General features: G+C 54.6%; 25 protein-coding genes and 2 tRNA genes. 25 read left to right on the top strand and 2 right to left on the bottom strand.

Features of this window, described 5'->3' with window-relative positions:
- Positions 1-9 precede the first annotated feature (9 nt).
- The 3 genes from secG (at position 10) to DPF_RS12775 (ending at position 1,058) form a co-directional block, all read left to right on the top strand.
- Complete coding sequence (gene secG / locus DPF_RS12765; RefSeq protein WP_069860051.1) at positions 10-438, top strand: preprotein translocase subunit SecG; 429 nt, start codon at positions 10-12, stop codon at positions 436-438.
- Positions 439-454: 16 nt separating this feature from the next.
- Positions 455-541: transfer RNA gene (locus tag DPF_RS12770), tRNA-Leu, on the top strand.
- Between the two features lie 187 nt (positions 542-728).
- Entirely contained in the window at positions 729-1,058 is a 330-nt protein-coding gene (locus DPF_RS12775) for a hypothetical protein (RefSeq protein WP_069860052.1), read from the top strand.
- Between the two features lie 106 nt (positions 1,059-1,164).
- Here the strand turns inward: DPF_RS12775 and DPF_RS12780 are convergent, their stop codons facing one another.
- Positions 1,165-1,473 (bottom strand): PilZ domain-containing protein, encoded by a 309-nt coding sequence (locus tag DPF_RS12780; RefSeq protein ID WP_069860053.1) that lies wholly within the window; start codon positions 1,471-1,473, stop codon positions 1,165-1,167.
- 253 nt (positions 1,474-1,726) lie between these two features.
- Between DPF_RS12780 and DPF_RS12785 the strand changes: the two genes are divergently transcribed.
- The 17 genes from DPF_RS12785 (at position 1,727) to DPF_RS12870 (ending at position 19,533) form a co-directional block, all read left to right on the top strand.
- Positions 1,727-2,074: a hypothetical protein gene (locus DPF_RS12785; RefSeq protein WP_069860054.1), complete on the top strand. Its 348-nt coding sequence runs from the start codon at positions 1,727-1,729 to the stop codon at positions 2,072-2,074.
- Positions 2,075-2,377: 303 nt separating this feature from the next.
- A complete protein-coding gene (locus DPF_RS12790) occupies positions 2,378-3,028 on the top strand; it encodes a succinate dehydrogenase/fumarate reductase transmembrane subunit (protein ID WP_069860055.1) in 651 nt (216 codons plus the stop codon).
- 14 nt (positions 3,029-3,042) lie between these two features.
- Positions 3,043-4,878: a fumarate reductase flavoprotein subunit gene (locus DPF_RS12795; RefSeq protein WP_069860056.1), complete on the top strand. Its 1,836-nt coding sequence runs from the start codon at positions 3,043-3,045 to the stop codon at positions 4,876-4,878.
- 3 nt (positions 4,879-4,881) lie between these two features.
- The gene (locus tag DPF_RS12800) at positions 4,882-5,634 is read left to right on the top strand and encodes a fumarate reductase iron-sulfur subunit (protein ID WP_069860057.1); all 753 of its coding nucleotides are present in this window, start codon (positions 4,882-4,884) and stop codon (positions 5,632-5,634) included.
- 78 nt (positions 5,635-5,712) lie between these two features.
- Positions 5,713-6,552: a fumarate hydratase gene (locus tag DPF_RS12805; RefSeq protein ID WP_069860058.1), complete on the top strand. Its 840-nt coding sequence runs from the start codon at positions 5,713-5,715 to the stop codon at positions 6,550-6,552.
- Positions 6,549-7,100, top strand: a complete 552-nt coding sequence (locus tag DPF_RS12810) for a Fe-S-containing hydro-lyase (protein WP_069860059.1) — start codon at positions 6,549-6,551, stop codon at positions 7,098-7,100. Before DPF_RS12805 ends, DPF_RS12810 begins: the two co-directional genes overlap by 4 nt.
- A 145-nt stretch (positions 7,101-7,245) precedes the next feature.
- The gene (locus DPF_RS12815) at positions 7,246-7,488 is read left to right on the top strand and encodes a hypothetical protein (RefSeq protein WP_069860060.1); all 243 of its coding nucleotides are present in this window, start codon (positions 7,246-7,248) and stop codon (positions 7,486-7,488) included.
- Between the two features lie 866 nt (positions 7,489-8,354).
- Positions 8,355-9,887: a sigma-54-dependent transcriptional regulator gene (locus tag DPF_RS12820; protein ID WP_069860061.1), complete on the top strand. Its 1,533-nt coding sequence runs from the start codon at positions 8,355-8,357 to the stop codon at positions 9,885-9,887.
- Between the two features lie 539 nt (positions 9,888-10,426).
- Positions 10,427-11,683 (top strand): EAL domain-containing protein, encoded by a 1,257-nt coding sequence (locus DPF_RS12830; protein ID WP_069860063.1) that lies wholly within the window; start codon positions 10,427-10,429, stop codon positions 11,681-11,683.
- 88 nt (positions 11,684-11,771) lie between these two features.
- A complete protein-coding gene (locus DPF_RS12835; protein WP_069860172.1) occupies positions 11,772-13,460 on the top strand; it encodes a bifunctional sulfate adenylyltransferase/adenylylsulfate kinase in 1,689 nt (562 codons plus the stop codon).
- 480 nt (positions 13,461-13,940) lie between these two features.
- On the top strand, positions 13,941-15,374 hold the full coding sequence (locus DPF_RS12840; RefSeq protein WP_069860064.1) for a DegQ family serine endoprotease: 1,434 nt from the start codon (positions 13,941-13,943) through the stop codon (positions 15,372-15,374).
- Entirely contained in the window at positions 15,367-16,275 is a 909-nt protein-coding gene (ispE, locus tag DPF_RS12845) for a 4-(cytidine 5'-diphospho)-2-C-methyl-D-erythritol kinase (RefSeq protein WP_083254719.1), read from the top strand. Before DPF_RS12840 ends, ispE begins: the two co-directional genes overlap by 8 nt.
- 3 nt (positions 16,276-16,278) lie before the next feature.
- A tRNA-Gln gene (locus DPF_RS12850) sits at positions 16,279-16,354 on the top strand.
- A 22-nt stretch (positions 16,355-16,376) separates the two neighbouring features.
- Complete coding sequence (locus DPF_RS12855) at positions 16,377-17,324, top strand: ribose-phosphate diphosphokinase (protein WP_069860066.1); 948 nt, start codon at positions 16,377-16,379, stop codon at positions 17,322-17,324.
- Positions 17,325-17,348: 24 nt separating this feature from the next.
- Positions 17,349-17,972 carry a 50S ribosomal protein L25 gene (locus DPF_RS12860; RefSeq protein ID WP_069860067.1) on the top strand — a complete coding sequence of 208 codons (624 nt, stop codon included), beginning with the start codon at positions 17,349-17,351 and terminating at the stop codon, positions 17,970-17,972.
- A gap of 129 nt (positions 17,973-18,101) precedes the next feature.
- A complete protein-coding gene (gene pth / locus DPF_RS12865) occupies positions 18,102-18,686 on the top strand; it encodes an aminoacyl-tRNA hydrolase (protein ID WP_069860068.1) in 585 nt (194 codons plus the stop codon).
- A 310-nt stretch (positions 18,687-18,996) separates the two neighbouring features.
- A complete protein-coding gene (locus tag DPF_RS12870; RefSeq protein WP_069860069.1) occupies positions 18,997-19,533 on the top strand; it encodes a CarD family transcriptional regulator in 537 nt (178 codons plus the stop codon).
- A gap of 252 nt (positions 19,534-19,785) precedes the next feature.
- On the opposite strand, the gene DPF_RS12875 is transcribed toward DPF_RS12870, so the two are convergent.
- The gene (locus DPF_RS12875; protein ID WP_069860070.1) at positions 19,786-19,998 is read right to left on the bottom strand and encodes a hypothetical protein; all 213 of its coding nucleotides are present in this window, start codon (positions 19,996-19,998) and stop codon (positions 19,786-19,788) included.
- 56 nt (positions 19,999-20,054) lie between these two features.
- Here DPF_RS12875 and rho point away from each other — a divergent pair, with 56 nt between their 5' ends.
- The 5 genes from rho to secD all read left to right on the top strand — a co-directional run bounded on the left by rho (position 20,055) and on the right by secD (position 25,962).
- Positions 20,055-21,302, top strand: coding sequence for a transcription termination factor Rho (rho, locus tag DPF_RS12880; RefSeq protein ID WP_069860071.1), 1,248 nt, complete (start codon positions 20,055-20,057; stop codon positions 21,300-21,302).
- A gap of 55 nt (positions 21,303-21,357) precedes the next feature.
- A complete protein-coding gene (gene nadE / locus DPF_RS12885; protein ID WP_069860072.1) occupies positions 21,358-22,242 on the top strand; it encodes an NAD(+) synthase in 885 nt (294 codons plus the stop codon).
- 27 nt (positions 22,243-22,269) lie between these two features.
- Positions 22,270-23,787, top strand: coding sequence for a beta-barrel assembly-enhancing protease (locus tag DPF_RS12890; protein ID WP_141721135.1), 1,518 nt, complete (start codon positions 22,270-22,272; stop codon positions 23,785-23,787).
- Positions 23,788-23,858: 71 nt separating this feature from the next.
- Positions 23,859-24,230, top strand: coding sequence for a preprotein translocase subunit YajC (gene yajC, locus DPF_RS12895; RefSeq protein ID WP_069860073.1), 372 nt, complete (start codon positions 23,859-23,861; stop codon positions 24,228-24,230).
- Positions 24,231-24,360: 130 nt separating this feature from the next.
- The gene (secD, locus tag DPF_RS12900) at positions 24,361-25,962 is read left to right on the top strand and encodes a protein translocase subunit SecD (protein WP_069860074.1); all 1,602 of its coding nucleotides are present in this window, start codon (positions 24,361-24,363) and stop codon (positions 25,960-25,962) included.
- Position 25,963 lies beyond the last annotated feature (1 nt).

Raw genomic sequence — 25,963 nt, forward strand, 5'->3', positions numbered from 1 at the left:
GTCGAGACCTTGAATTCTCTGGTTATCACCATTCATATTATCGCGTGTATCGTTTTGGTCGTTTTGGTACTTCTGCAGTCCGGCAAGGAAGGCATGGGGGTCATTTTTGGTGGCGGAAGCACCTCCCTGTTTGGCAGCAGCGGCGCAGGTGGCCTGTTGACCAAATTGACCGGTGCAGCAGCAGCCGTTTTTTTCGTCACCTCGCTGACATTTACGTATATGAGCACGGCCCAGCATCAAACACCCCGGGAGTCCATTGTTCTTGACGCCCCGGTTCCGGCTGTCGAACCGGCTCCTGCCCCGGTTTCGGAGGCAACAGAAAAAAATGTTGCCGAAGATGCAAAAAATGCTGGACAAGAGGAATCGAAATCCGTAAAAGCCACTCCTGCTGACGCGGTGCAAGACACCGAAACAGCAAACGATCCTGCCGAGCAATAGGGCAGGGTGACAGGATGCCGAGGTGGTGGAATTGGTAGACACGCTAGCTTGAGGTGCTAGTGGGTTAACACCCGTGGGGGTTCGAGTCCCCCCTTCGGCACCACGCCATTGAAAAAGCCGTCTGAATATTCAGGCGGCTTTTTTTATACCTTCTCTTGCGCATGTCCACACAGAGACATATGATTGTACAGGTTGTTGCGTGATGGAACACAAGGGCTTGTGGATCCGTCCTGTAGGGAGGTCCATGAGCCCGCAAGCATGGCTGACCACGGTCAGCACGGGATATGAGCATGTCCGATCAAGATAAATATACCCGCAATCTTGTTGTCAAACCCCGGCGCAAACCCGTTGAGGTCAACCCCGAGACCGAAGAGGCCTTTGAGGAATCCAAGGCAATGGTCAAGGAATCGGTCCATCAGGCTGCCAGGAGCAACATGGCCTTTGTGGCCTGGGTGGGAATCTTTTCGTGGCGACTGATCAAGCACGGATTTCTTTATCTGGGGGCCCAGCTTGCGGGTTGGAAGCAGCGCAAAACCAAACAGTCCCCTTCTCCCGACCCCGCGCGCCAGCACGGGAGGTCCTCCAAACCGGACAAGACGGGTCGGCCCAAACAGGGCTGAACACAACAGGCAATCGTTTTATTGTTGGCCTTGATGCGCGGGCAACACCCGGGCATCATCCTGTTTTGCCTTTCCAAACGTGGTTCGCGTACCGTAACCCCTGCCTTTAATTTGTCCCGTCGTGGTCTTGAAAAAATCTGATACCTGCCCGGAAATGGGGGCGTTTGCCGGCCACGAATGAGCACCAGACAACGCTGCCCTTGCAGGTCTGGGGAACCTTGTCCCTGAGGTGCTCATCCGCGGCAAGATTTACCGGAGCGCCCGGAGCAAGATAACGTGGACTTTTGATATACACCCCGGCCTTGCTGTAGTTGAGGAGCACCACCCTGGTTGGGCTCTGGTTGTCACTGGAGACCTGGAGCTCATCCACGTTGTCATGGCGGTCGTACCGCCGTTTTTCCCGGTAGTATTGCATGGCTTTCTCCCTGGCTGGAAGTTGATTCTCTTCGTTAACACGCTCTCACCACGAGAACAAGCCCGGACTCGACAAATCCCTGTTTCTCACCAGACGTCCGGGCGCATGTCTGGGAGACGATAAAAGTTTTGTACCCCCCATGACTTGATATTTGTTCTTTCTTTCACTAAGTGATCCACACGTTTGTGCATGCGGTCATGAGTACTGGTCGGCACCAGCCGGCTTGAATCTGTCAGATTGTGGGGATCAGGGTATGGAAAAGTTGCATGGCAAGGTTGTCATCGAGACGCTTGGAAACTCCGAGGATGAAATTTTCACCAAGGAATACGAGTATGAAGACGGTATCTGCGTTCATTCCCAAGACGCCATTGATATCCGTCTGGAAATCTGCCGGGAAAACGAAATCCAGACGGTTGTCTGGTACAAGGAACAGAATGTCGGGGGGACATGGTACGATCCCACCCAAAAGACCTGGGTGGCCGAACTCATGGGTGTGGAGTGGACTGATTACGATATCGATGTGATCGAGGAACTGCGTGCCAAGAAACAGCAGGTGGTTCGTGCCAATCACGCCGAATGCTGGTCTCCCCAGGCCAAGTAGGATGCACCGATGTTCTTCGTGCTTTTTTTGTGTTGTACGGGCCCCTCTGACCTGAGGGGGGCCTGCCACCAGTCTGCCTGACCTGGCGACTATGGCCTCTTGCTGGCCATCAACTCCCTTTCTCTTGCCGTATATCCTCTTGGTCGGCCCGTTTGCAGCCTTTTTTTGCCGATTCCCCGGATATATCGGCCTTTTTCTCATATTCCCCTGCATTGTATTTGCTTTTGCCTTTCATATCGAGTAACAGAATTGCACCCGTTTTTGCGTGTTGTTCTTCTGTTCCAATATATTATGGGAGGTCATATGTGGAGTGATACGACCATGCACGTCCAGTCGTCCACCAGGACACCGGCGGTCCTGGACTGGCTGGAAGTGTTGTCTGGTATCGGTTTGGTCCTTTTTATCATGGGCCATTCCCTTTTCGTGGCCAGCGTCATCTTCGGGGCGTCCACGTTCAATGGTATGGCCGGTTTTTTCGAGAATACCGGCCTGGCACAAGTCGGCGGGCCGATCATCGGGCTCGTCTTTCTGCTGCATTTCGTGCTTGCGGCCCGCAAGATTCCCTTTCGGGCCGCTCAGCAGTCCGTGATTTGGAAGCATGCCCGCATGATGCACCATGAGGATACCTGGCTCTGGCTGATCCAGGCTGTCACCGGGATGCTCATCCTGCTCATGGGCTCCATCCACATGTGGGTGCTGCTCAATGATCTTCCCATTACCGCGGAAAAGTCCGTGGCTCTCCTGTATGCCGGAACCTGGCTGTGGTTCTATCTTTTCTTTCTCCTTTTCGTGGCCATGCACGTGGCCATCGGCGTCTACCGGGCAGGGGTCAAGTGGGGGTATATCCGTCGCGAGAACAGGGCGAGGATGAAGAAATATCTGTACATCTTTGCAGGCGTTCTGGTCGCCATCGACCTGGTCTCATTGATCCGTTTCTATTTTCTGAGCGTGTAGAGCAAGGGGGAAACATGGTTGAAACTATATATACAGACCTGTTGTGCCTGGGGGCCGGGTTGGCCGGAGAGCGCGTGGCCATTGAGGCCGCAGGAGCCGGGTTCGATGTCATCTGTTTGAGTCTGGTCCATTCCAAGCGCTCTCATTCCTCGGCAGCCCAGGGCGGCATGCAGGCGGCATTGGGTAATTCCGTCATGGGCGAAGGCGACAGTCCGGATGTCCATTTTCTGGATACGGTCAAGGGATCGGACTGGGGGTGTGACCAGGAAGTGGCCAGGATGTTTGTGGACACCGCACCCATTGTCATGCGCGAGCTTGCCCATTGGGGGGTTCCCTGGAACCGCGTTGTTGGCGGCAAGGGGTTTTATTACAAGGGCGGTCAGAAGTACGAAAAATTTGAAGACCCGGCCAAGGAAGGGCTTATTACCTCCAGGAATTTCGGGGGTACGGCCAAATGGAGAACGTGCTACACGTCAGACGGGACCGGGCACGCCGTGCTCTACACCATGGACAACCGGGCCACCCAGATGGGTGTTCAGGTGCATGATCGTGTGGAAGCCATTTCCATGATTCATGATGGGGAGCATTGCCAGGGGGTTGTGGCCCGCTGTCTGAAAACCGGCAAGCTTCGCGTGTATCTGGCCAAGGCCACGCTTGTGGCCACGGGTGGATACGGAAGGATTTATAAGAACACGACCAATGCGGTCATCTGCGAGGGAGGAGGCCAGTCCATTGCCCTGGATACAGGCGTGGTTTCCCTGGGGAACATGGAGGCCATCCAGTTTCATCCCACGGGTATTGTTCCCACGGATATCCTGGTCACCGAGGGGTGTCGTGGAGACGGCGGGACCCTGCTGGACAAGAACGAGGACCGGTTCATGCCCGACTACGAGCCCGAAAAGGCCGAGCTGGCCTCCAGGGATGTTGTTTCCCGTCGGATGATCGAACACATCCGCAAGGGCTTTGGCGTCAAGAATCCCTATGGGGACGACCATCTCTGGCTGGATATCCGTCATCTTGGCGAAGCCCATATCCGGACCAAATTGCGGGAAGTCGACGAGATCTGTCAGAATTTTCTGGGCATTGATCCCCTGCATCAGCTCATTCCTGTCAGACCCACTCACCATTACAGCATGGGCGGGGTGCGCACCAACAAGCACGGCGCTGCCTATGGCCTCAAGGGCCTTTTTGCCGCAGGTGAGGCTGCCTGCTGGGATCTGCACGGGTTCAACCGCCTGGGAGGCAACTCCCTGGCCGAGACCGTGGTTGCCGGCAAGATCATCGGAGCCAAGGTGGTCGAGTATCTTCAGGGGGCTACGGCCACGTTCAAGACCGCTGTCATTGACGAACGGCTCAAGAAGGATCAGGCCCGGATCGACACGCTCATCCATGGAGGGGGCAAGGAGAACGTCTACGAGCTGCGCAACATGATGCAGGATGCCCTGATGAAAGGCGTGGGCATTTTCCGCAATGAAAAGGATCTGGACCAGGCCGTCAAGACTCTGCAGGAAGTCCATGCCCGCACCGCCAACCTGGGCTTGAAGAGCAACGGTCTGGGTGCCAATCCCGAACTGGCTCTGGCCCTCAAGCTTCCCGGCATGGTGCGCATGGCCCTTTGTGTTGCCTATGGCGCTTTGGAACGTCGGGAAAGCCGTGGATGTCACGCCCGCGAAGACTATCCCGCACGCAATGATCGTGACTGGCTGGTCAGAACCCTGGCCACCTGGGAAGAGGGTGCGGATCTGCCCACCTTGCGGTACGAGCCCGCCACTCCGAGTTTTGAACTTCCCCCGGGTGAACGAGGCTATGGCGGAGGAAAAATCATCAGCGCAGACGATAAAGAGGCCTAATCCATGGACAGAATGCTCACTATAAACATTTTTCGATACAATCCCCAGGACCCGGATTCCAAGCCGCACATGGAATCCTTCTATATTGACGAGACCGAAAGCATGACCCTGTTCATCGCCCTGAACAGGATCCGGGAAGAGCAGGATCCTTCCCTGCAATTCGATTTCTGTTGTCGGGCCGGGATTTGCGGGCAGTGCGGCATGGTCATCAATGGTCGACCCAATCTGGCATGCAAGACCAAGACAAAGGATCTTCCCAGTCAGATTACCCTGCTTCCGTTACCCTTTTTCAAGCTCATCGGGGATCTTTCCGTGGACACGGGCACATGGTTTAGGGAGATGAACACCCATATCGAATCCTGGATTCATACCTCCAAGGAATTCGATCCCGAGGCCGAAGAAGAGCGCATGGACAACGAGCTTGCCGAGCAGATCTACGAGCTTGACAGGTGTGTGGAGTGCGGGTGCTGTCTGGCCGCCTGCGGTACGGCACGGATGCGCGAGGATTTTCTCGGGGCCGTTGCCCTGAACCGCATTGCCCGATTCATCCTTGATCCCAGGGACGAGCGCGAGGAAAAGGATTATTTCGAGATCATCGGCAACGATCAGGGCATCTTCGGGTGCATGGGTCTTTTGGGCTGCGAGGATGTCTGTCCCAAGAATCTGCCCCTGCAGGATCAGCTCGGATTTTTGCGTCGCAAAATGGGCTTTTTTGCCCTCAAGGATCTCAAACGCGGGAAAAAAAAGACCTGCTGAACGGGCGGGTCGTGATCTGATTACCCGGGCCGGGCATGGGACACCGTGTCCGGCCTTTTTTGCAACAAGGAGCGAACCATGCGCCAGATAGACGCTGCAAGCATCACGGACAAGGTCGCGGAAATGGTTGTCAGGGCCAATGTTGAGCTTCCCCAGGACGTGCTCAAGGCCCTTGCATCGGCTTTGGAAGAGGAAACGTCCCCGGCGGGCCGCGAGGTCCTGCAACAGCTGTTGGACAATGCCGCCCTGGCCAAGTCAACCCGGCTGCCCCTGTGTCAGGATACCGGATTGGCCGTTTTTTTTGTGGAACTGGGCAATGATTGCCATGTTCAGGGAGATCTTACCGAAGCCATCAACCAGGGAGTCCGACGGGGATACAAGGAGGGCTTTCTGCGGAAATCAGCCTGCCATCCCCTGACACGTGCCAATACCGGGGACAACACCCCGGCCATTATCCATACGGATGTGGTCCCGGGCGACGGCTTGACCATCCGGTTCATGGCCAAAGGGGGCGGCAGCGAGAACATGTCCCGGGCGACCATGCTCACACCGGCTCAGGGATGGAAGGGCATCCGGGACTTTGTGATCAACCGCATGGCCGAGGCCGGCCCCAATCCCTGCCCGCCGACCATTGTGGGTGTGGGCATTGGCGGGACCTTTGATCAGGCACCCATCCTGGCCAAGAAGGCCCTGTTCAGACCCCTTGATGTTCCCCATCCCGATCCCGAGATCGCGGCCATGGAGGACGAATTGCTTGCGGCCATCAATGATCTGGGCATAGGTCCCATGGGCCTGGGAGGGAAGACCACCTGTCTTGGCGTTCGCATCAATATGGCTCCCTGCCATATCGCCAGTCTTCCCCTGGCCGTGAACGTTCAATGTCATTCATCACGTCATCTGGAGGTGAGCATCTCATGAGCAAGGAATACAAACTCCAGACCCCGTTGACCGACGAGGATGTCGAAAAGCTGCGGGCCGGTGACAAGGTCCTTTTGTCCGGTCTGGTGTACACGGCCAGGGACGCGGCCCACAAGAAGATTGTCACGGCCTTGGAAAAGGGCGAAGAACCGCCGTTTCCCCTGCAGGGTGCGGTCATCTATTATGTAGGTCCGTCCCCGGCTCCCGAGGGCCGTCCCATCGGTTCGGCCGGACCGACCACGAGCTACCGGATGGACAGCTTTGCTCCATACCTGCATTCCCTCGGGGTCAAGGCGAGCATTGGCAAGGGCAAGCGCAACCAGGCGGTCAAGGATGCCCTGCAGACCCACAAGGGTGTCTATTTCGGAGCCACCGGAGGCGCAGGAGCGCTCATTTCCCAATGTATCGAAAAGGCCAGGGTCATAGCTTATGAGGAACTGGGACCCGAAGCGGTCCGGGTTCTCAAGGTCAGGGATTTTCCCCTTTTGGTCATCAACGACGCCTTTGGCGGGGAATTGTACGCAATGCCCCGTTTGCCCACCACCTGAATACCGGCAAGGTGTGAAAATCGTTTCGGGAATATTTCAAAAACCCTCTTGTCATATGTCCTGTTTTCGTGCTATTTTCTATGGTGATAATGTAAGCGAATTGGACATGTAACGGTCCATCATTACATAACTTCAGGAGGCGCGTATGGCTCAGGTCAGGGTTGATGTCGCAGAAAAATGTCTGGCTATTCCCCAATGGTTCTTTTTTACCAAAAAAGTGCCGCTGAGCGATGTCCACAAGGAGCTCAAGATTGATTCATCCAGCGGAAAGCATATCTACACCTTGAAGTTGACTGGAAATTTTGGCGAACAGGACGTTACTTTCAACGATTATGAAGGGTATGCCGATTTTGTATACTCTTTTGAAAAGGCAATGATGACGTCTTGACGTTTGCTGGTGTTCACAAAAAAAGCCTCCTGATCGCAAGTCTGCGATCAGGAGGCTTTTTTTGTTGGTCTGTGACCGGGAGATGATACTTCAAAAACGTGCAGTCCCTTTGGCTGCCGTGCATTGATTGCAGCTCAGTCCAGAAAATGTTCACAAGTACGTGGGCGAAACATTTTCGTATTTTTTGGCAAAAATCTGTGGATCGCGTATGCTTTTCGTGCATTGGATTGTGCAAAACATTGTATTCATGGTGTTTGATTATGCGGATGATTGAAATGTCTGTAAAGTCATACGCCTAAAGAGTGTATGCGTGAACGAATGAATGATTGTCCCATGAACAAGGCCTGATGCCCTCTGATGATTTCAAGAAGCGTGTTGTTACGTACATGCTCGCCATGTTCTGAAAAACAGGTGTTGAAACAGAGGGATATTCTGCCTTGATAGCGAAAGCACAACATGATTGAACATTGTGATTCTGTTGTTTTTTGTTTCGTTTTAAGTAAAATCAGTTGGTTGGATGTTTATGCCTTGAGCGCCATGGTTTTGGTGAATGTCATCCTGTGCATTTTGTAATACAAAGTGGTCATGTTTGATTTTTGGGAGCACGATGAGTGGAACCGTGTAATACCATGTTGCATGTTTTATGAAACGGTATTCTAACCTGTTAAAGTATTAAATAATGTATGCCAAATCATGCAAAGTTGTGTCAAAAAGTCCAAAGATGGTAGACAATAAATTTTCATTATGATATTCTTTTATTTCCTGTGATCAGGCAGCTTAAATCATTACATATTATGGGCAAAATGCATTTCTGCAACCCGGTGGAAAAAATGGCAGCATAACGGCATTTCGAAGGAGTTGGTAGCATGGGAAAGATATTGGTTATCGGCAAGCACAACGAATTTTGTGAAGCGATCCTCTCGCTTTCTCAACGCATGGGGCATGATCCCGTTTTTGTCGAAGGCATCAGGGAAGGGTATGCAACAGCCTCTTCGGACGGCAGTTATGAGGTGGTTTTTCTGGATGTCATGCTGGAAGGCGGCCATGGCCTGGAATGGATTCCGAAATTGCAGGAGCTGCCTTCCATGCCCGATGTCATAGCCATGACCAATGAAGGTGATCCGGAGACGGCTGCCTCTGCCATCAGTCAGGGGGCCTGGGATTATCTGGGTACGCCCGTTTCCATAGGATCGGTGCAATGCATGATCGCCCGAGTCCTGCAGAGCCGGGAAAAACGAAAAGCCTTTGCCCGGCAAAAGATCCTCAAGCGGGACAAGATCATCGGGCGGAGCATGCGGTTGCGCCGATGTCTGGACTCACTGGCCCGGGCATCGGAATCCATGTGCAGTGTTCTTTTTGTCGGCGAGACCGGAACGGGCAAGGAACTGTTTGCCAGCGCCCTGCATGACAACAGTCCCCGGGGTAACAGGCGCATGGTTGTTGTCGATTGCACCAACCTTACCCGGACTCTGGCGGAGAGTCTGCTTTTTGGTCATGACAAAGGCGCTTTTACCGGAGCTGTCGCCCGGAAGCAGGGGCTTGTGGCCCAGGCCGATGGGAGCAGTCTGTTTCTGGACGAGATTGGCGAACTGCCTCTTGAGGTTCAAAAATCGTTTTTGCGGGTGTTGCAGGAAAAACGGTTTCGGCCTCTGGGTTCCAGAAATGAGGAACAGAGCGATTTTCGCCTTGTCTGTGCAACCAACCGTTCTCTTCTCCAGATGGTCGAGGCAGAGGAATTTCGCAAGGACCTTTATTTCCGGATCAGCGGCATGGTTATCGAGCTGCCGCCTCTTCGTGAGCGCAAAGAGGACATCCCTGATCTCCTTGCCCATTATGTCCCTAAAATATGCAAAGAATACAAAGTCATAGATAAAACGCCCTCTGAAGACTTCATTCATGCCCTTTTGTGTTATTCCTGGCCGGGCAATGTTCGGGAACTGCTCAATACCCTGTACATTGCCGTGAACAATGCCCTTGAGGAACGGCATCTGTATCCTCACCATCTGCCTGTGGATATCCGGGTGAAAATCATCCAGTCCAATCACACGCTGCCCCGGCCGGAATTGACAACTTATGTGTCACCGCCGCCCCCCCCCAGCCCGCCCCCCAAGAGCACTCGGGAGGGCATGTCAGAAGAAATCTGGATCCCGAAACCTGCAGGACGTACAAACAGATGCGTGAAGAAGCCATATCCAAGATGGAAGAGGTGTATCTGGACGACCTGGAGGCCCTTTCCAACGGCGACATTGCCCAGGCCTGTGCCTATTCGGATCTTTCAAGAGCGCGTCTGTACCAGCTTCTCAAGAAGCACAACCGGTATTTTCGCAAGCCCAAGAGGAACAGCCTTGTTTCCTGAGCATCTCGTGCCGGGTTGTCACCACCTGGTTGCATCCCCGTGAAAAAAGGATGACTTGCCTTTTGTGGTGAGTCGATTGCCTTGAATCGGTTTGCGAGCTCGAGCCTGCTGGCGCACCCCGTTGGAACTGCCTTTTCCGGTTTCCCGTGATTCCGGAAAAGGTTTTTTTTTGAAGCGGGGGGACCTGATGATGGGTGCACCGTCCCCTCTACCTCCTCTTCGGCCGTATGGACGCAGGTTCGACCGATCCAGAGCCTCCTTTCTGCATGACCGCTTTTCCCCGGTTTCCTGCAAATATGGACAACACGTCCATTTTCCATTGATCACCACCGGATGTGGGCCGCCCTTGACAGGGCTGTTTACACACAGGGTCCATGCTGTCAGATCGGATGCATGGGTTGATGGCTGGGTTATGGCTGCCAGCAAGGGGGTTTTTTGTATGCATGGGCCACAAAGCAGCAAAAGGGCCTGGAAACGGGTATGGCACGCATCGTGTATGATTCATGAAGTCATGTCGGCCCGATCCATCTTCTGTGTAGACAATGAAAGATAACCTCTTGGGACTGTTTGGTAGCAAAAATTATGTCACATATCATGTATCTCCCGGATCCGTGCGAGCGATTTGTCGATCCCGAACTCGACGATGACTTCTTGCTGCAACAACTTGCCATGGGTTTGTGCATTGTCAGTCGTGACGGACGCATTCACGCCACCAACCGGAAAATGCATGTTCTTTTCGAGGAGTATGATGGCGGTTTCTTGCGGTGGTGGAACAAGATGGCAGACGGATTGATCAATGATCTGGATGAGGGGGGAACAACGCCTCATGTGGTGTTCCGCTCCTGGACCGATGCCAGCGGTACCCTTCGAGGCATGACCATCTGGATGTTTGCTGCAGGGTTTTCTTCTGAAATCCTGTTTTTGTTCATGGCGGAAAAGGAGCCTTCCACGGCCATGAAGACCGACACCCATTTGAAAACGGCCCGGTTTGCGGATGACCTGGATCGGTTTGGTTCGGCGGAAGCCCTGACCGAATGCATGATGCAGGCATTGATGAACAACGCCTTTTCCGTTCGGTACCAGCCGGTATTTGATGTGCGTTCGGGACGGGTGGCAGGGGTCGAGGCCCTGATTCAGGTGGCCTCCAGCAAGGATGCACCCTTGTCCCGGAATTTTTTCAACCTTCTGGATGCATCTGGGGGATCGTTGCTCATGGGACTTTGGCTCCTTGGCAGGATCTGTCGGGATGTGCAGGCATGGAAGGAGCAGGGGAATGGTGTGCACCCCTTTTTTGTCCAGGTGCGCATGTCTGAACGTCAGCTGGCTTCTGCGTGCATGTTGCACGCGTTTCGCCACGCCCTGGAACATTCCGGCATGGATCCCGGGAATGTGTGGATCAAGGCTTCCAAAAAATGTTTTGATGATCAGGACATGAAAAAACAGTTTTTCATCCACCGCTACCATGCATTGGGTATCAATTTCATTGTGGACAGGTTGCGGACGAATCTTGCGGATTTGAAATATTTTTTTGCCTTTTCGGTTATTCCCTTCAAGGCGGTCCAGCTGGGCAATCAGGATTTTGTCACAAATCGTGGTACGCGGCAGCAGGAACTGTTTACCATCTTTGCCAAGATTTTTTCGTCCCTGGGTGTTCATGTGGTGGCATTGTACACGAGCGGCCCGTGCGCCCTGGATATCCTCAAAAAGACCACATGCAGGTATATTCAGAAACAGGGGCGTGGATCACAGTTCTTGAAGGCCTCTCAGGTCCCCGGGTTCGTCGGTATGTATCCGTCGTGTCTGCCTGTTGATTCCTGTCACTCCCTGTTGATGCCATGATTCGTGAAACCGGACCATCCTTGATACCGGTGCATGCGAGGAGGCCATTTCGTACATGCCGGAGCACGCCCAATCCCTTATGTCTTTTATGAATACATCCGAATCCCTGCTTGTCCATTTGAGAAGGGCCGAGCATCTCAAGACGAGTGTTCTGTCTTGCCCGTTCATTGACTTGAGTTCCCGTCAGCTGTGCGATCTTGAACTTTTGCTCAACCGGGCCTTTTATCCTCTTGAAGGGTATTTGTGCCAGGAGGATTACGAGTCCGTTCTTGCCAACATGCGTCTGGCAGACGGCATGCTCTGGCCCATGCCCGTGACCCTGGATGTTCCCCGTTGTCTGGCCGAACGATGCGAGCCCGGGACCGTTGTCGGACTTCGTGATCAGGAGGGGTTTCTCCTGGCCATCCTCCACGTGGAGTCCGTGTGGCGTCCGGACAAGCGCCAGGAGGCCTTGCAGGTTTTCGGAACGGATGATCCTGCCAAACATCCGGCCGTGCGCTACCTCTACGACCGTGTGGACGAATGGTACCTGGGAGGCAGGGTTGAAGGTCTGCATCTGCCCATGCATTATGATTTTCCGTCCCTCTGGATGACACCGTCCATGGCCCACCAGCAGTTTGCCCAGAGAGGGTGGCGGCGGGTTGTGGGATTTCAGGCCGATACCTGCCTGCATTGTGCCCACAAGGAAATGATCCTTCGGGCCTCGCGCGAAGTGGGCGCCAGCATTTTCCTGCATCCCCTGGTTGGCGGTTTTCAGACCGGAAAACTCGACCCCATCACCCAGGTGCGTTGTTATCAGGCCTTTGCTGCCAGGTTTCCCGACAACATGATTGCTCTGGGCATCCTGCCTCTTGCCGCACGCTGGGCCGGTCCCCGGGAAGCATTGTGGCGGGCCCTCATCCACAAGAATTATGGATGCAGCCATGTCATGCTCTCGGACTGCATGGCCGATCCTGGGGCTGATGGAGACCAGGCCTTGTATCCCCGATGGGCGGGATACGATCTGGTAGCCCGTCATCACGAGGAGATCGGTATCCAGCCGGTACGTCTCAAACCCATGGTTTACGTGGAAAACAGGGCCCAGTACATTCCTGCCGATGAGGTCCGGGAAGACATGGACATCAGGGAAATTTCCTCCCAGGAGCTGCAGCGTCGTCTGGAATGGGGTCTGGATGTGCCTGAATGGTTTTCGTTTCCCGAAGTGGTCCAGGAACTCAGATACGCGTTTCCACCGCGTCACAAGCAGGGATTCACGATTTTCCTGACCGGATTTTCCGGTGCGGGCAAATCCACCCTGGCCAAGGTGCTTCGCAAAAAATTTCTGGAGATGCGGGATCGTCCGGTCACCCTGCTTGACGGGGACATTGTCAGACGAAATCTTTCCAGTGAGCTTGATTTTTCCCGGGAACACAGGGAGATCAATGTTCGGCGTATCGGATTTGTGGCTTCGGAGATTACCAAAAACGGGGGCATTGCCATCTGCGCACCCATCGCACCCTTTGAAGACTCCCGCCAATACAACCGGGAACTGATTTCCCGATATGGGGGATATATTGAGGTGTATTTGAGCACCCCCCTTGAGGTGTGCGAAAGCAGGGATCGCAAGGGGCTGTATGCCAAGGCCCGCAAGGGCATGATCACGGGGGTCACGGGTATTGATGATCCCTACCAGCCGCCCGTTGATCCCGAACTTACCGTTGATACGAGCGCGGTCTCGCCGGCAGAAGGGGCCCAGATGGTCCTGCTTTTCCTCGAGGAACAGGGATACATCAAATAGACTTGCTCGTGGCGTGAAGTTTGCGGAAGACGAATCAGACATGCCGGATGACCAGGCGTGATCACGGGCCTGGTTTTCCCCTTTCCCGACGGCCCGTTCCTGGCTCCTGAAGCCCTGTGCGCATTTTTCCCGCGCAGATGATGATTTCCCTCACCTTGCATGTCCACATACCCTTTGCTATCCACCCCTTCGTCAAGAACACTATCCGCAGTGTTGTTCTTTGGAGGACGAAGGGGGAGGCACGCATGCCGTGTCTGCCTTGATGTCCGAATCCGGTTTGTGTGTGTCGACATGGCTATTGACTATCGTCCGTGCCGGCTTACAAGTACGGGGTGTTTGCCGAGCCGAGTAGCGGGGGGGCTGCTGTGTGCATGTTCCCTGTTGTTCGCTGTTTGCATGTCAGGTGTATCCGGTTTGCCGGGTACATTGTGATCAGGGGATGCGCTGATCGACCGGCCGTTTGCAACCAAGGAGAATGCCATGATGAAAAAAACCGCACTGCATCTTGTTCCCGTTTTCCTCATACTGCTTTTTCTGACCTCATCCAGCTGGGCCGCCTTGCCCGAGTTCACCCGGCTGGCCGAGGAAGCGGGCGAAGCGGTGGTGAATATCAGTACGGTCAAGACGGTCCAGCCCAAACAGGGCATTGAGAGATTCATGCCCAACCGACCCAAGCAGGGCACGCCGTTTGATGATTTTTTTGATCAGTTCGAGCGTTTTTTCGGAAAACAGTACCGGCAGCCCCGCAAGGAACGTTCCCTGGGATCGGGGTTCATCATCAGTTCCGACGGGTACATCGTGACCAACAACCATGTGGTTGATGGCGCTGACGAAATCAAGATTCGGCTTCGGGAAAACGGCAAGCGGGAAAAATCCTATCTGGCCGATATCATCGGCACGGATTCGGAAACCGATCTGGCTCTTCTCAAAATCAACGCCAAGACCCGTCTCCCTCATCTTGCCTTTGGTGATTCCGACAAGCTCGAGGTTGGCGAGTGGGTTATGGCCATTGGCAACCCCTTTGGACTCGATCATACGGTAACCGCCGGGATCATCAGTGCCAAGGGGCGGGTCATTGGTGCCGGACCCTATGACAATTTTCTGCAAACGGACGCATCCATCAATCCCGGCAACAGTGGCGGCCCGCTTTTGAACATGAAGGGCAAGGTCATCGGGATCAACACGGCCATTGTGGCTTCGGGGCAGGGCATCGGATTTGCCATTCCCAGCGCCATGGCCAAAGACATCATTGATCAGCTCAAGGAGTTCAAGAAGGTCAAGCGGGGGCTTCTGGGGGTCATGGTGCAGGCCATGGATGACAATACCGCCCGCGCCCTTGGTCTCAAGGAGAACGTGGGAGCCCTGGTGGCCTCGACCACGCCCGGAGGGCCTGCCGATCGTGCCGGGGTCAAGGCCGGAGACGTGATCCTGTCCGTCAATGGTGACCAGGTGGAAGACTATGGTGATCTGACCCGAAAAATCGGTCGGCTCATGCCCGGTGCCACGGTCAACCTGACCATCTGGCGCAAGGGCAAGAAACTCCGTTTGACCACTTCCCTTGATGAACGGTCTGCCGAGGAACTGGCCAAACAGGGGCAGGGAAACAACGGAGAGCCCGGGCCGGGCGATCAGGTTCTGGGTATGACCCTGCGTGCGCCATCACAGGATGAATTGGAAATCCTCGGACTCAAGGATGTGCGGGGACTCCTGGTGGTGGACATGAGCGGTGATTCCCCGGCAGGCGAAGCAGGGATTGCTCCCGGCGATCTCATCCTCGAGGCCAATCAGCATGCTGTCAACACGGTCTCTGATTTCAAAAGCATTGTCGAAAAGGCCAAAAAGAACGGGGTGGTTCTGCTTTTTCTGAAACGCAAAGGGCAGAATCTGTTTCGCACCATTCCCCTGGATGACTAGAGTAATGTCCCTGGCCCGCGCTTTTGAGCACGCAACAAGCAGCCCGGTCGTTTTGCGGCCGGGCTGCAAGGTCAATGTGAACCTTGCCATCAAGGGGGTGCATCAGGACGGGTACCATGAGCTGGATTCCCTGTTCGTACCCATGTCATCGCCTTGCGATACCCTGACCATCACCCGCAATTCCAACCCGGGCCTGAAAATTGTCTGCTCGATTCCCGAGCTTGCAGGCACGGGAAACATCTTGCATGCGACCCATGCGGCGTGGTCCGGGCGTGTGGGCTATACACCCGGTCTTGTGCTTTATCTGGAAAAAAACATACCCATGGGAGGCGGTCTGGGCGGGGGAAGTTCGGACGCTGCCGCCTTGCTGCAATGGCTCAATCAGACGGCCGGAAAACACGGGCTTGGCCGTGAGGAGCTCGCGGGCCTGGCCCGCGAGCTCGGGGCCGATGTTCCCTTTTTCCTGGTCAACCACCCCTGTCGTGCCAGAGGTCGGGGGGACCGGCTTGAGCCGGTGGACATTGACCTTGCGGCCTACCATGGGTTGATCATCTGCCCACAGGTTCACGTTGCCACGGCCTGGGCCTACAAGGCCTGGGATGAAAGGTGGGCATCGGGTCATCGGGAAAAAAAATCTTCCCGAATCTTGACAATGTACAGCCGAGCCGATAGGAATCCTTCCTCTCGACGACATCTTGTTCTCTACAACGATTTCGAGAGCGTTGTTTTTCCTGCTCATCCGTCATTATATCGTCTCAAGTTGGCGGTGATCGCCATGGGAGCGTGTGGTTGCGTGATGAGCGGTTCCGGAGCGAGCCTGGTGGCTTTCTTTCAAAGGGAACAGGATAGGGAAAGGGTATGCACGTATCTGCGTGCACGGTCCGTTTCCGTTTTTACATGATGCTGGGGCGTCGCCAAGCTGGCAAGGCAACGGGTTTTGGTCTCGTCATTCGGAGGTTCGAATCCTTCCGCCCCAGCCAATTTTTTTTGAGGAATCAAGTTATGCCGCGACATGGTGACTTGCGGATTGTTACGGGAAATGCCAATCCGCGTCTGGCCGAAGCCATATGTGAACATCTCGGGGACCGGTTGACCCCGACTCTGGTCGGTACTTTCAGCGACGGTGAAACCCGGGTGGAAATAGGCGACAATGTTCGCGGCGATGATGTCTTCGTCGTTCAGTCCATTTGCGCGCCGGTGAATGACAGCCTCATGGAGCTTTGTCTGATGCTTGATGCCCTGAAGCGGGCCAGTGCGGGCAGGGTGACGGCTGTTGTTCCCTATTTCGGGTATGCCCGTCAGGACAGAAAAGTGGGGCCGAGGGTTCCCATCAGTGCCAAGGTGGTTGCGGATTTTCTGTCCGCAGGAGGTGTTGATCGGGTTCTGACCATTGATCTCCACTCGGGTCAGATTCAGGGATTTTTTGATATCCCGGTCGACAATCTGTATGCTGCCGAAGTGCTTCTTGATTATATTCGTACCCTGGGTCAGAATCTTGTTGTGGTTTCGCCGGATGCCGGCGGGACCGAACGGGCCAGGGCCTATGCCAAGCGTCTCGGTGCCGGTCTGGCCATCATTGACAAGCGGCGTGAAGGGCCCAACAAGGCCCAGGCCATGCAGGTCATTGGCGATGTCAAGGACAAGGTGGCCATGGTTCTTGATGACATGATCGATACGGCCGGAACCATGGTCGAGGCCGGCAAGATCTTGATGGAAAACGGTGCCAAGAAGGTTGTTGCATGCACCACGCATCCCGTTCTTTCGGGCCCGGCCATCAAGCGTCTTGAAAAATCACCCTTTTCCGAGATCATTGTCACTGACACCATTCCGCTTCGGCCCGAGGCCCAGGCGTGCGGCAAGTTCAAGGTGATTTCCGTTGGCTCCCTGCTGGGGAAGGCCATTCACAATATTCATTCCGAATCGTCTGTAAGCGTCCTTTTTCGGGGCTAGGACGTGTTTGAAGGAGAAAACGATATGTCTGAGTTGTTGAAGCTTGAAGTAGAAGGACGCACAGAGACCGGCAAGGGTCCCAACCGTCGTCTTCGCGAGACCGGCATGGTTCCCGGAGTATACTATGATGCCAAGGGGCACAACATTCCGGTCAAGGTCGATTTTGTGGCTTTGTCCAAAGTGGTTTCTGCCGTGGGGTATGCCAAGGTTTTCGAACTCGAAATCGACCGGGACGGCAAAAGCGAAACCATGCCCTGCCTGATCAAGGACATTCACCATCATCCCCTGAAGCCCATTTATAATCATGTGGACTTTTTTGGTGTCGATCTGCACAAGAAGGTTGTGGTATCCATTCCCGTGCGTGTTGAAGGGAAGGCCGTGGGTGTGACGCGTGGCGGCCGCCTGGGCATTTTCCGTGAAACCGTTGAAGTTGAATGTCTCCCCAAGGATATTCCCGATTCTCTGACTCTTGATGTGACGGATCTTGATCTGGGCCACAGCATCCTCATCGCCGACGTTGAGTTTGGTGAAGGCGTCAGTGCCGTGTATGAAGACAATTACGCTGTTGTGGGTGTTGTTGCTCCTCGCGCTGTTGAAGAAAAAGACGAGGACGAAGAAGAGGTAGCGGAAGTGGCGCCCGAAGAATAGCAGGACGTTGTTCTTCCTACGCACATGTTCTGTTTTGCCACTCCCACGTAGTTTTGAGCATTCCAAGAGGCCTCCTTTCAGAGGCCTCTTGTTTTTTATCTTTCCGCAGACGCAACCCCCGAGAATGTCATGCCTCATGCTGGTCTCATTGTCGGCCTGGGTAATCCAGGCCAACAATACGACAAAACCCGCCATAACTTCGGTTTCATGGTTGTTGATCGCATTGTCGCCCATGAACCCGAGTGCAGGCTCCTGTCCTCGAAGTCTGAAAAGGATTTTCTCCTCTGGGAATGGAAGCCCCGTGGTCTGGACCCCTGGCTCCTGCTCAAGCCGCTGACCTTCATGAATCTGAGCGGACGGGCCGTTCACAAGGTGCTTGCCTATCGCAAGGTCGATCCGGGCCATCTTCTTGTCATTCACGATGAACTTGATCTTCCCCTGGGCCGGATTCGGTTCAAGAAAGGGGGAGGGCTGGCCGGTCACAATGGACTGCGCTCCATTGCGTCCATGTTGGCAACGCGCGACTTTCATCGATTGCGCATGGGCATTGATCGTCCCCAGGCAGGTCGTGATGTGACATCGTATGTGCTGGGTCGGTTCTCTCCCCAGGAGCGTCCTGTGGCGGAGCAGGCTCTTGGGCTCGCTTGCGAAGGGGTTTCCATCTATTGTCGTGACGGTATCGACCAGGCCATGCAGGTGGTGCATGGGCGATGAACTTGCCTAAATCACCTTTTCGAGCATGGACTATTCTCGGTTTTTAACGTACAACCACAAGCGAAGTGGCGATGAACCGAAACGGCCACGAGCATGTTGCAATATGATTTGACACGGATCACCCGTTTGCCGTGAGGGTGGGGATTTCCATGGCGGTATGATGGCAAGCATCATGAAATTGTCGCCGCAGTTTTTTCAGTATCGTCCATAATTCGGCCGTTGCCTGTTGTGCAAGTGGCCTGTAGTTCAGCGCTTGTTCATCATTGTCATGCAATGGTGAGCATTGTCCTATCGAACCGGAGGAAATGTCGTGTTTTCTGTCGACGAACTCGTAGTCTATCCCGCGCAGGGAGTGGGAAAGGTGGAACGCATTGAAACCCAAGAGATTGGTGGTGCTTCCACGGAACTTTATATTGTCCGCATTCTGAGCAACAACGTCACCCTCATGGTTCCCGTGAGCAATGCCGTTAACGTGGGCCTTCGTGCCGTCTATACCCCCGAAGAGGCCAACGGGATTCTGGCCTATCTTGATGATCGTTCCGATTTTACGGGCTATTCGGGGCAGAACTGGAACCGGAGATACCGGGAATATTCGGAGAAGCTCAAGAGCAGTGATCTCAAGGATGTTGCCTATGTGCTCAAAGAGCTCATTCTCATTGGCAAGGACAAGGACCTGTCCTTTGGCGAACGCCGTCTTCTGGAGCAAGCCATGGGACTCATCTCGCTTGAATTGTCATTTGCCCTTGACAAAGACCAAAATGACGTAAAAAAGGAAATCGAAGCCCTTTTTGCCGATGTTTTGCAGAAAAAGGATGGAGAATCCGACGAGGATGAAGGCGACTCGTAGTGGAAAGCCCTTAAGTCCTTAGAGATGTCCTCATCAATGTGAAGTCCCTTCTCTCTTCTTTGCCACGCATCATCCCTCTCATCCATCAGGGTAAATCAGCGTATCCACACTCCTTTTCTTTGTTGAAGTACATAAAGAGATCTACTGTGGACAATAATGACATGCGGTCTTTATTGTCCATGGTAGCCATGCATGTGTCCTGCATATATCAGTCCTCTGCTATTTGAATGAAGTGATCACAACAAATCCGAATCAGGAAATTTCCGTTTCATTGCAAAAACAGTTTCTTTTCTGCGTTTGCATGTAATGTGGCAGGCGTGTCATTTTCATGGGCACAGGCCAGGTGACAGATTGGTTGTGTTCGGAATCGGGCAGGTCGGTTGCCAATGCTTGTTCAGGAGGTTGCTGTTCTTGCTGGTGCTGTTCGTTGAGTGACTTGGCTGTGTTTTTCTCGTTAACAATCATATCCTAGCTGTGTTGGTGGGAGCATCTGACTCTTCTTTTCTTCTGGAGTATTCTGTATGAATTTATCTGAATTGAAAACCAAGACCATGGCCGAACTCATGGAACTGGCCGGCCAGTACAAGATCGAAAACCCAAGCGGGATGCGCAAGCAGGAGCTCATTTTTGCCCTGTTGCAGGGGTGCGCCTCCCAAAACCGGGCCATCTCCGGCGAAGGTGTCCTGGAAATCCTGCCTGATGGTTTTGGTTTTCTCCGTTCGCCCATGTACAGCTACATGCCCGGGCCTGACGATATTTATGTTTCACCGTCCCAGATCAGAAGATTTGGCCTGCGTACAGGCGATGTGATCGTCGGTCAGATTCGTCCTCCCAAGGAAGGAGAACGCTATTTTGCGCTCCTTCGGGTCAAGAGTATCGGTTTCGAGAATCCGGATCTTTCCAAACGGGTGGTTCTTTTTGACAACCTGACTCCGATCTATCCGGACGAACGATTCAAGATGGAAAACGGCAAGGAAAACTATTCCGCCCGCATTGTTGATCTTCTGGCCCCCATCGGCAAGGGGCAGCGCGGCCTCATCGTGGCCCCGCCCAGGACAGGAAAAACCATGCTCATGCAGTCCATTGCCAATTCCATCAATGCCAACCATCCCGACGCCTTCCTGATTGTCCTGCTCATTGACGAGCGACCCGAGGAAGTCACGGACATGGAGCGCACGGTCAAGGCCGAGGTTGTCAGCTCGACCTTTGATGAACCTCCCCAGCGCCATGTGCAGGTGGCCGAGATGGTCTTGGAAAAGGCCAAACGCCTTGTGGAACGCAAGATGGATGTGGTCATTCTGCTTGACAGCATCACCCGCCTTGGCCGGGCCTATAATGCGGTCAGCCCGTCGTCGGGCAGGGTCCTTTCCGGAGGGCTTGATTCCAACGCCCTGCAACGGCCCAAGCGTTTTTTCGGGGCAGCACGCAATATCGAAGAGGGGGGCAGCCTGACCATCATTGCCACGGCCCTCATTGATACCGGCTCGCGCATGGACGAGGTCATCTTCGAGGAGTTCAAGGGAACGGGCAACATGGAAATCTATCTTGATCGCCATCTTTCCGACAAGCGGATCTATCCAGCCATTGACATCCACCGTTCCGGAACCCGCAAGGAAAATCTGCTTCTCCCGCCGGATGTTCTCAATCGGGTATGGATATTGCGCAAGGTTCTTTCTCCCATGAATTGCGTGGACAGTATGGAATTCCTTCTGGACAAGATGCGTGGGACCAAGAACAACAACGATTTTCTGGACATCATGAACAAGTGATATCCCTGACCCCTGTTTGCGACCGTGCACGGGGCATGATAGCAAGGAGGCAAGGATGATACGTCCCGAAAGCATGGATGTTCCCCGGGAGGATGATTTTGGTACCTGGCTCGACTTGCTCGGGGTCGAACCTTCAGCCGAACTTCTTGATCGCATTGCCCGGTTTTTGCGGGATTATCTGCAGACCCATGCCCTTTCCTGCTATGTCCTGGGGGTTTCCGGCGGCATTGACTCGGGTTTTCTGGCGGCCCTGATGCATGCGCGGTCCATTCCTTTTGTCCCTTTTTCTCTGGTCATCGAGGGCAACACCCCTGAGGAGGCCGCCCGGGCACAGGCCATTATCAGGGCGTATGGGCCTGATGCGCATTCCATGGATCATACCCTGGATCTCACTAGCCTGTACAAGGCCGTGTCCTCGATGTGTGAAAGCGTGTTCCAACGCACGACCAGGATTGCCGAAGGCAATCTCAAGGCCAGGTGCCGGATGGTGTTTCTCTATCACGCGGCCCAGCTTGTCAGGGGATGCGTTCTGTCCACGGATCAGCTCGACGAGTTGCTGACCGGATTTTGGACCTTGCACGGGGATGTGGGGGATGTTTCTCCCTTGCAGCTCATTCCCAAGACCACGGAATACCAGCTGGCAGGGCTGCTCTGTGCCGAGCTGGATGATCCGGCTCCCCTTGAGGCGGCCATGGCAGCCACGCCTACGGATGGACTGGGTATCTCCTCATCCGATCTGGATCAATTGGGCGTTTCCTCCTACAAAGAGGTGGAGGAGATTTTCAGGGAATATTTCTCTCTTCAGAATCGTCGAACCCAGGGTATTCCCATGCCCGATGACGGAGAGCGGTTGGCGGCCTTGCAGCAACTGACCGTGGTCAGACGTTTCGAGTCCACATCGTTCAAGCGTCAGGGACCGGTGGTACTGAATCCCCTTTGACAGTTCACCTTTTTTTTGGACGTCACCATGACCCAGCGAACGTCTCCATCCACTTCATGCCGTACCCTGCCGACTCCATCCGGACGGAAGGGACGCTTGTGGTCGGCAGGCACGCTGGCCGTGCGCGAAAAGGCCCACCGGCTGGTGGCCCTTGTGGTGGCCCTTGTGCTGCTTCTCGTGTTGGCCGTTCCCTCCCAATCCGCTCTTTTCAGTGAATTCACCATTTCGGATGAGGCGGAACTGGGTCGCAAGTTCAACGTCATGTTCCGGGCTAGGTTTCCGCTTATCGAGGATCCGGAAATTGTCGACTATGTCCGGGATCTCACCGGAACGATTGTCGATGTCATGCCGCCCATTGCCTTTCCCATCAATGTTCATGTGGTCCGCAACGATTCCATGAACGCCTTTGCCACAGCAGCGGGATATGTGTTCGTGTTCAGCGGGCTGATCCTCAATCTGGATAACGAGGCCGAACTCGCGGGCGTTATTGCCCATGAGCTCGCACATGTGCAGCAGCGGCACATTGCCCAGAGTATCGAGCACTCCCAGATTGCCAGTGCCGGGGCCCTGGTGGGGATGCTGGCCGGTGTTTTCCTGGGATCCCAGGGGAAAGGAGATGCCGCTGGAGGGGTCATGCTGGGGAGCATGGCCGGAGCCCAGTCGGCCATGCTCAGCTATTCCCGGGAGCACGAGCGTGAGGCCGATAATATCGGACTCACCAGTCTGGTCGATGCCGGGTACGATCCCCGCGGCATGATCGATGCCTTCGAAACCATCCGGCGCAGGACATGGATGGGCGGTGGAGGTGATATTCCGGCCTATTATCTGACCCATCCCGGTATTGAGGAGCGGATCGGGTACATTGAACAGCGCATTGCCCGCTATCCGGAAGAGGTGCGTACCCAGCACAAGGACTCCGGCCGGTTTGATCGCGTGAAGACACTTTTGCGGGCCCGGTATAGCGATCCCAAGATTGCTCTGGGTTACTATGCCCATGAGGATGAAGGCAGCATGTCGTGTCTGGATCGGTTGGGCAGGGCCATTGTGCTCTCCCGTCTCAATCGCATTCAGGAAGCCGAAAGGGCCTTTGCCCGCGCCCTTGCATGTTCTCCGGGCCGCGATCCCCTGTGGCTGCGGGAAACAGGCATTTTTTATTTTGAATACGGGCAACGGCAGGACAAGGCTGTGTCCTATCTTCAGGAAGCGGTTCTGCGCAATCCCCGGGATCTGATGGCCCTGTTTTTTTATGCGCGGATTCTGGCCGAGACCGGAAAGGTGGACGAGGGCATTGCCATGATGCAGCGCATTGAAAAACGTCTTCCCGAGGATGCGGAAATCCATTATTATCTGGGCAGGATGTATGGGCAGAAAAACGACATGTTCCATGCCTACCTGCATCTGTGTTATGCGCGGTTGTACAAGAATCAGAAACAGAAGTTCCTTCGACGTCTGGACGGTTTGAAAACGTATGCACAAACCGACGGGCAGAAAAAGGAACTTGCAAGGCTGGAAAAAACGTACAAGGAGTGGTCCCAGTACTGGTAGTTGACAGATCTCCGGGCCATCCTTTAACTGAAACATTCTTTTTTCGTCATTTCGTCGCCAAGGAGGCTTCAATGTTTTTCGAAAGTGTGGCTTTCGCCATGGGACAGGCCGGCGGTGCCGGCGCGCAGGGCGGGGGCAACCCCATTGCCGCGTTCGCACCCCTGATCATCATGTTTGCCATTTTCTATTTTCTGCTCATCCGTCCGCAGCAGAAAAAGGCCAAGGAGCACAGGGAAACTCTGGCCAACCTCAAGCGGGGGGACCGCATTGTCACCAGCGGCGGGGTGTGCGGTCAGATCGTGAACCTGACCGAAGAGACCGTGACCATTGATGTGGGCGGTGATGTCCGCATTCCTGTCAAGCGGGCCTTTATTTCCGGTCTTGACCAGGTCGAAGAGGTCCAGAAAAAGGATACCAGGAAGGACAAGGCCAAGAAGAAATAATCGGCTTGACCGAGCCCGTGCGAGACCGTTTGCTGGAAGGTCTCGCATTTTTGTGTCTGTTTGACGGGATGTGTCCTGCATGACTGGTTTGCAGGACGGTCGGTCCATTTTTTACATAAGGAAATCGGAGATGAATGGTAGCTTACGCTGGCGGATAATTCTCACACTGGTTGTCGCGGTCGTGGCGATCGCTTTTGTCCTGCCGTCATTCCCATCGCTTCACACCTCGGGATTGAAGAAGGTTCTGCCTGACAGCGAAATCAATCTCGGCCTTGATCTCAAGGGAGGCATCCATCTGACTCTGGGTGTGGACGTGGACAAGGCAATTCTCAACTCGGTTGCCCAGATGGGTCAGGACATCCGGGCCGAGGCCCGGGAGGAAGGGGTCCTTGTTCTGCGGCCTCGTGTGAACGATCTGGGAGAACTGACCTTTGTGCTGCTGAAAAAGGAACAGCAGGCGTCCCTGGAGGATATCCTGTCTTCACGCTTTGCCAACCTCAAGGTGAACGGTAAGACCGTCCAGGATAACGGCCAGGTTCTCTACACCATAGGACTCAAGCCCGACTATCGGGCCAAGCTGGAAAAGATGACCCTGGATCAGGCCGTCAAGACCATTCGCAACCGCATTGATCAGTTTGGTGTTGCCGAGCCCGATATCCGCAAGCAGCAGGACAATCGCATCCAGATCCAGCTGCCCGGCCTGGACGATCCCCAGCGGGCCATCAAGATCATCGGCAAGACCGCCCATCTGGAATTCATGCTTGTGGACGAGGAAGCTGATGTATCCAAGGCGGTCAGGGGCATTGTGCCTCCGGGATCTTCCCTGTATCAGCTCCAGAAGCGACGGGCCGACGGTTCCTATGCCAAGCAGCCCATTGTGCTCAAGGATGATGTGGTCATGACCGGCCAGTACATCACCGATGCCAAGACCCAATTCGATTCCTACGGTCAGGCCTATGTCAGTCTGACCTTCAATAGCCGGGGCGCCCGCATTTTCGAACGGGTCACCGGAAACAACGTCAAAAAGCGTCTGGCCATTGTTCTGGACGGCAAGGTCTATTCCGCACCGACCATTCAGGAACAGATCAGTGGGGGTCGGGCGAGCATCACCGGACATTTCACCACGGATGAGGCTCATGATCTGGCCATTGTGCTTCGGGCCGGATCCCTGCCAGCTCCGGTGACCATTCTCGAAGAACGCAGTGTTGGTCCTTCCCTGGGTCAGGAATCCATTGACAAGGGAGTCTTTTCCACCATCCTGGGCATGGTCCTGGTTCTGGGTTTCATGGTTGTGTACTACCGGTTTGCCGGTATGGTCGCCGACCTGGCCCTTGTCCTCAATATTGTGCTCATTCTGGCCGGTTTGGCAGCGTTTGGGGCGACCCTGACCCTGCCCGGTATTGCCGGTATCATCCTGACCATCGGTATGGCTGTTGACGCCAATGTGCTCATTTTCGAGAGGATCAGGGAGGAACTGCGCAAGGGGCTTTCGGCCAAGGCCGCCATTCAGGAGGGATTCGGCCGGGCTACCTTGACCATTCTCGACGCCAACGTGACCACGATCATTGCCGCAATCATCCTGTACCAGTTCGGGACCGGCCCCATCAGGGGCTTTGCCGTGACCCTGACGCTTGGTATCTGTGCATCCATGTTTACGGCCATTTTTGTCTCCAGGATCATTTTTGATCTGTGGATCGAGAAACGTAAACCCGGCGCCACATTGAGCGTATAAG

Source organism: Desulfoplanes formicivorans (assembly GCF_001748225.1).
GTDB lineage: Bacteria > Desulfobacterota > Desulfovibrionia > Desulfovibrionales > Desulfomicrobiaceae > Desulfoplanes > Desulfoplanes formicivorans.

Coding starts and splice junctions, on each gene's coding strand:
- DPF_RS12775 (WP_069860052.1), top strand. CDS start 729: ATGTCCGATCAAGATAAATATACCCGCAATCTTGTTGTCAAACCCCGG.
- DPF_RS12780 (WP_069860053.1), bottom strand. CDS start 1,473: ATGCAATACTACCGGGAAAAACGGCGGTACGACCGCCATGACAACGTG.
- DPF_RS12785 (WP_069860054.1), top strand. CDS start 1,727: ATGGAAAAGTTGCATGGCAAGGTTGTCATCGAGACGCTTGGAAACTCC.
- DPF_RS12790 (WP_069860055.1), top strand. CDS start 2,378: ATGTGGAGTGATACGACCATGCACGTCCAGTCGTCCACCAGGACACCG.
- DPF_RS12795 (WP_069860056.1), top strand. CDS start 3,043: ATGGTTGAAACTATATATACAGACCTGTTGTGCCTGGGGGCCGGGTTG.
- DPF_RS12800 (WP_069860057.1), top strand. CDS start 4,882: ATGGACAGAATGCTCACTATAAACATTTTTCGATACAATCCCCAGGAC.
- DPF_RS12805 (WP_069860058.1), top strand. CDS start 5,713: ATGCGCCAGATAGACGCTGCAAGCATCACGGACAAGGTCGCGGAAATG.
- DPF_RS12810 (WP_069860059.1), top strand. CDS start 6,549: ATGAGCAAGGAATACAAACTCCAGACCCCGTTGACCGACGAGGATGTC.
- DPF_RS12815 (WP_069860060.1), top strand. CDS start 7,246: ATGGCTCAGGTCAGGGTTGATGTCGCAGAAAAATGTCTGGCTATTCCC.
- DPF_RS12820 (WP_069860061.1), top strand. CDS start 8,355: ATGGGAAAGATATTGGTTATCGGCAAGCACAACGAATTTTGTGAAGCG.
- DPF_RS12830 (WP_069860063.1), top strand. CDS start 10,427: ATGTCACATATCATGTATCTCCCGGATCCGTGCGAGCGATTTGTCGAT.
- DPF_RS12835 (WP_069860172.1), top strand. CDS start 11,772: ATGAATACATCCGAATCCCTGCTTGTCCATTTGAGAAGGGCCGAGCAT.
- DPF_RS12840 (WP_069860064.1), top strand. CDS start 13,941: ATGATGAAAAAAACCGCACTGCATCTTGTTCCCGTTTTCCTCATACTG.
- ispE (WP_083254719.1), top strand. CDS start 15,367: ATGACTAGAGTAATGTCCCTGGCCCGCGCTTTTGAGCACGCAACAAGC.
- DPF_RS12855 (WP_069860066.1), top strand. CDS start 16,377: ATGCCGCGACATGGTGACTTGCGGATTGTTACGGGAAATGCCAATCCG.
- DPF_RS12860 (WP_069860067.1), top strand. CDS start 17,349: ATGTCTGAGTTGTTGAAGCTTGAAGTAGAAGGACGCACAGAGACCGGC.
- pth (WP_069860068.1), top strand. CDS start 18,102: ATGCCTCATGCTGGTCTCATTGTCGGCCTGGGTAATCCAGGCCAACAA.
- DPF_RS12875 (WP_069860070.1), bottom strand. CDS start 19,998: ATGATTGTTAACGAGAAAAACACAGCCAAGTCACTCAACGAACAGCAC.
- rho (WP_069860071.1), top strand. CDS start 20,055: ATGAATTTATCTGAATTGAAAACCAAGACCATGGCCGAACTCATGGAA.
- nadE (WP_069860072.1), top strand. CDS start 21,358: ATGATACGTCCCGAAAGCATGGATGTTCCCCGGGAGGATGATTTTGGT.
- DPF_RS12890 (WP_141721135.1), top strand. CDS start 22,270: ATGACCCAGCGAACGTCTCCATCCACTTCATGCCGTACCCTGCCGACT.
- yajC (WP_069860073.1), top strand. CDS start 23,859: ATGTTTTTCGAAAGTGTGGCTTTCGCCATGGGACAGGCCGGCGGTGCC.
- secD (WP_069860074.1), top strand. CDS start 24,361: ATGAATGGTAGCTTACGCTGGCGGATAATTCTCACACTGGTTGTCGCG.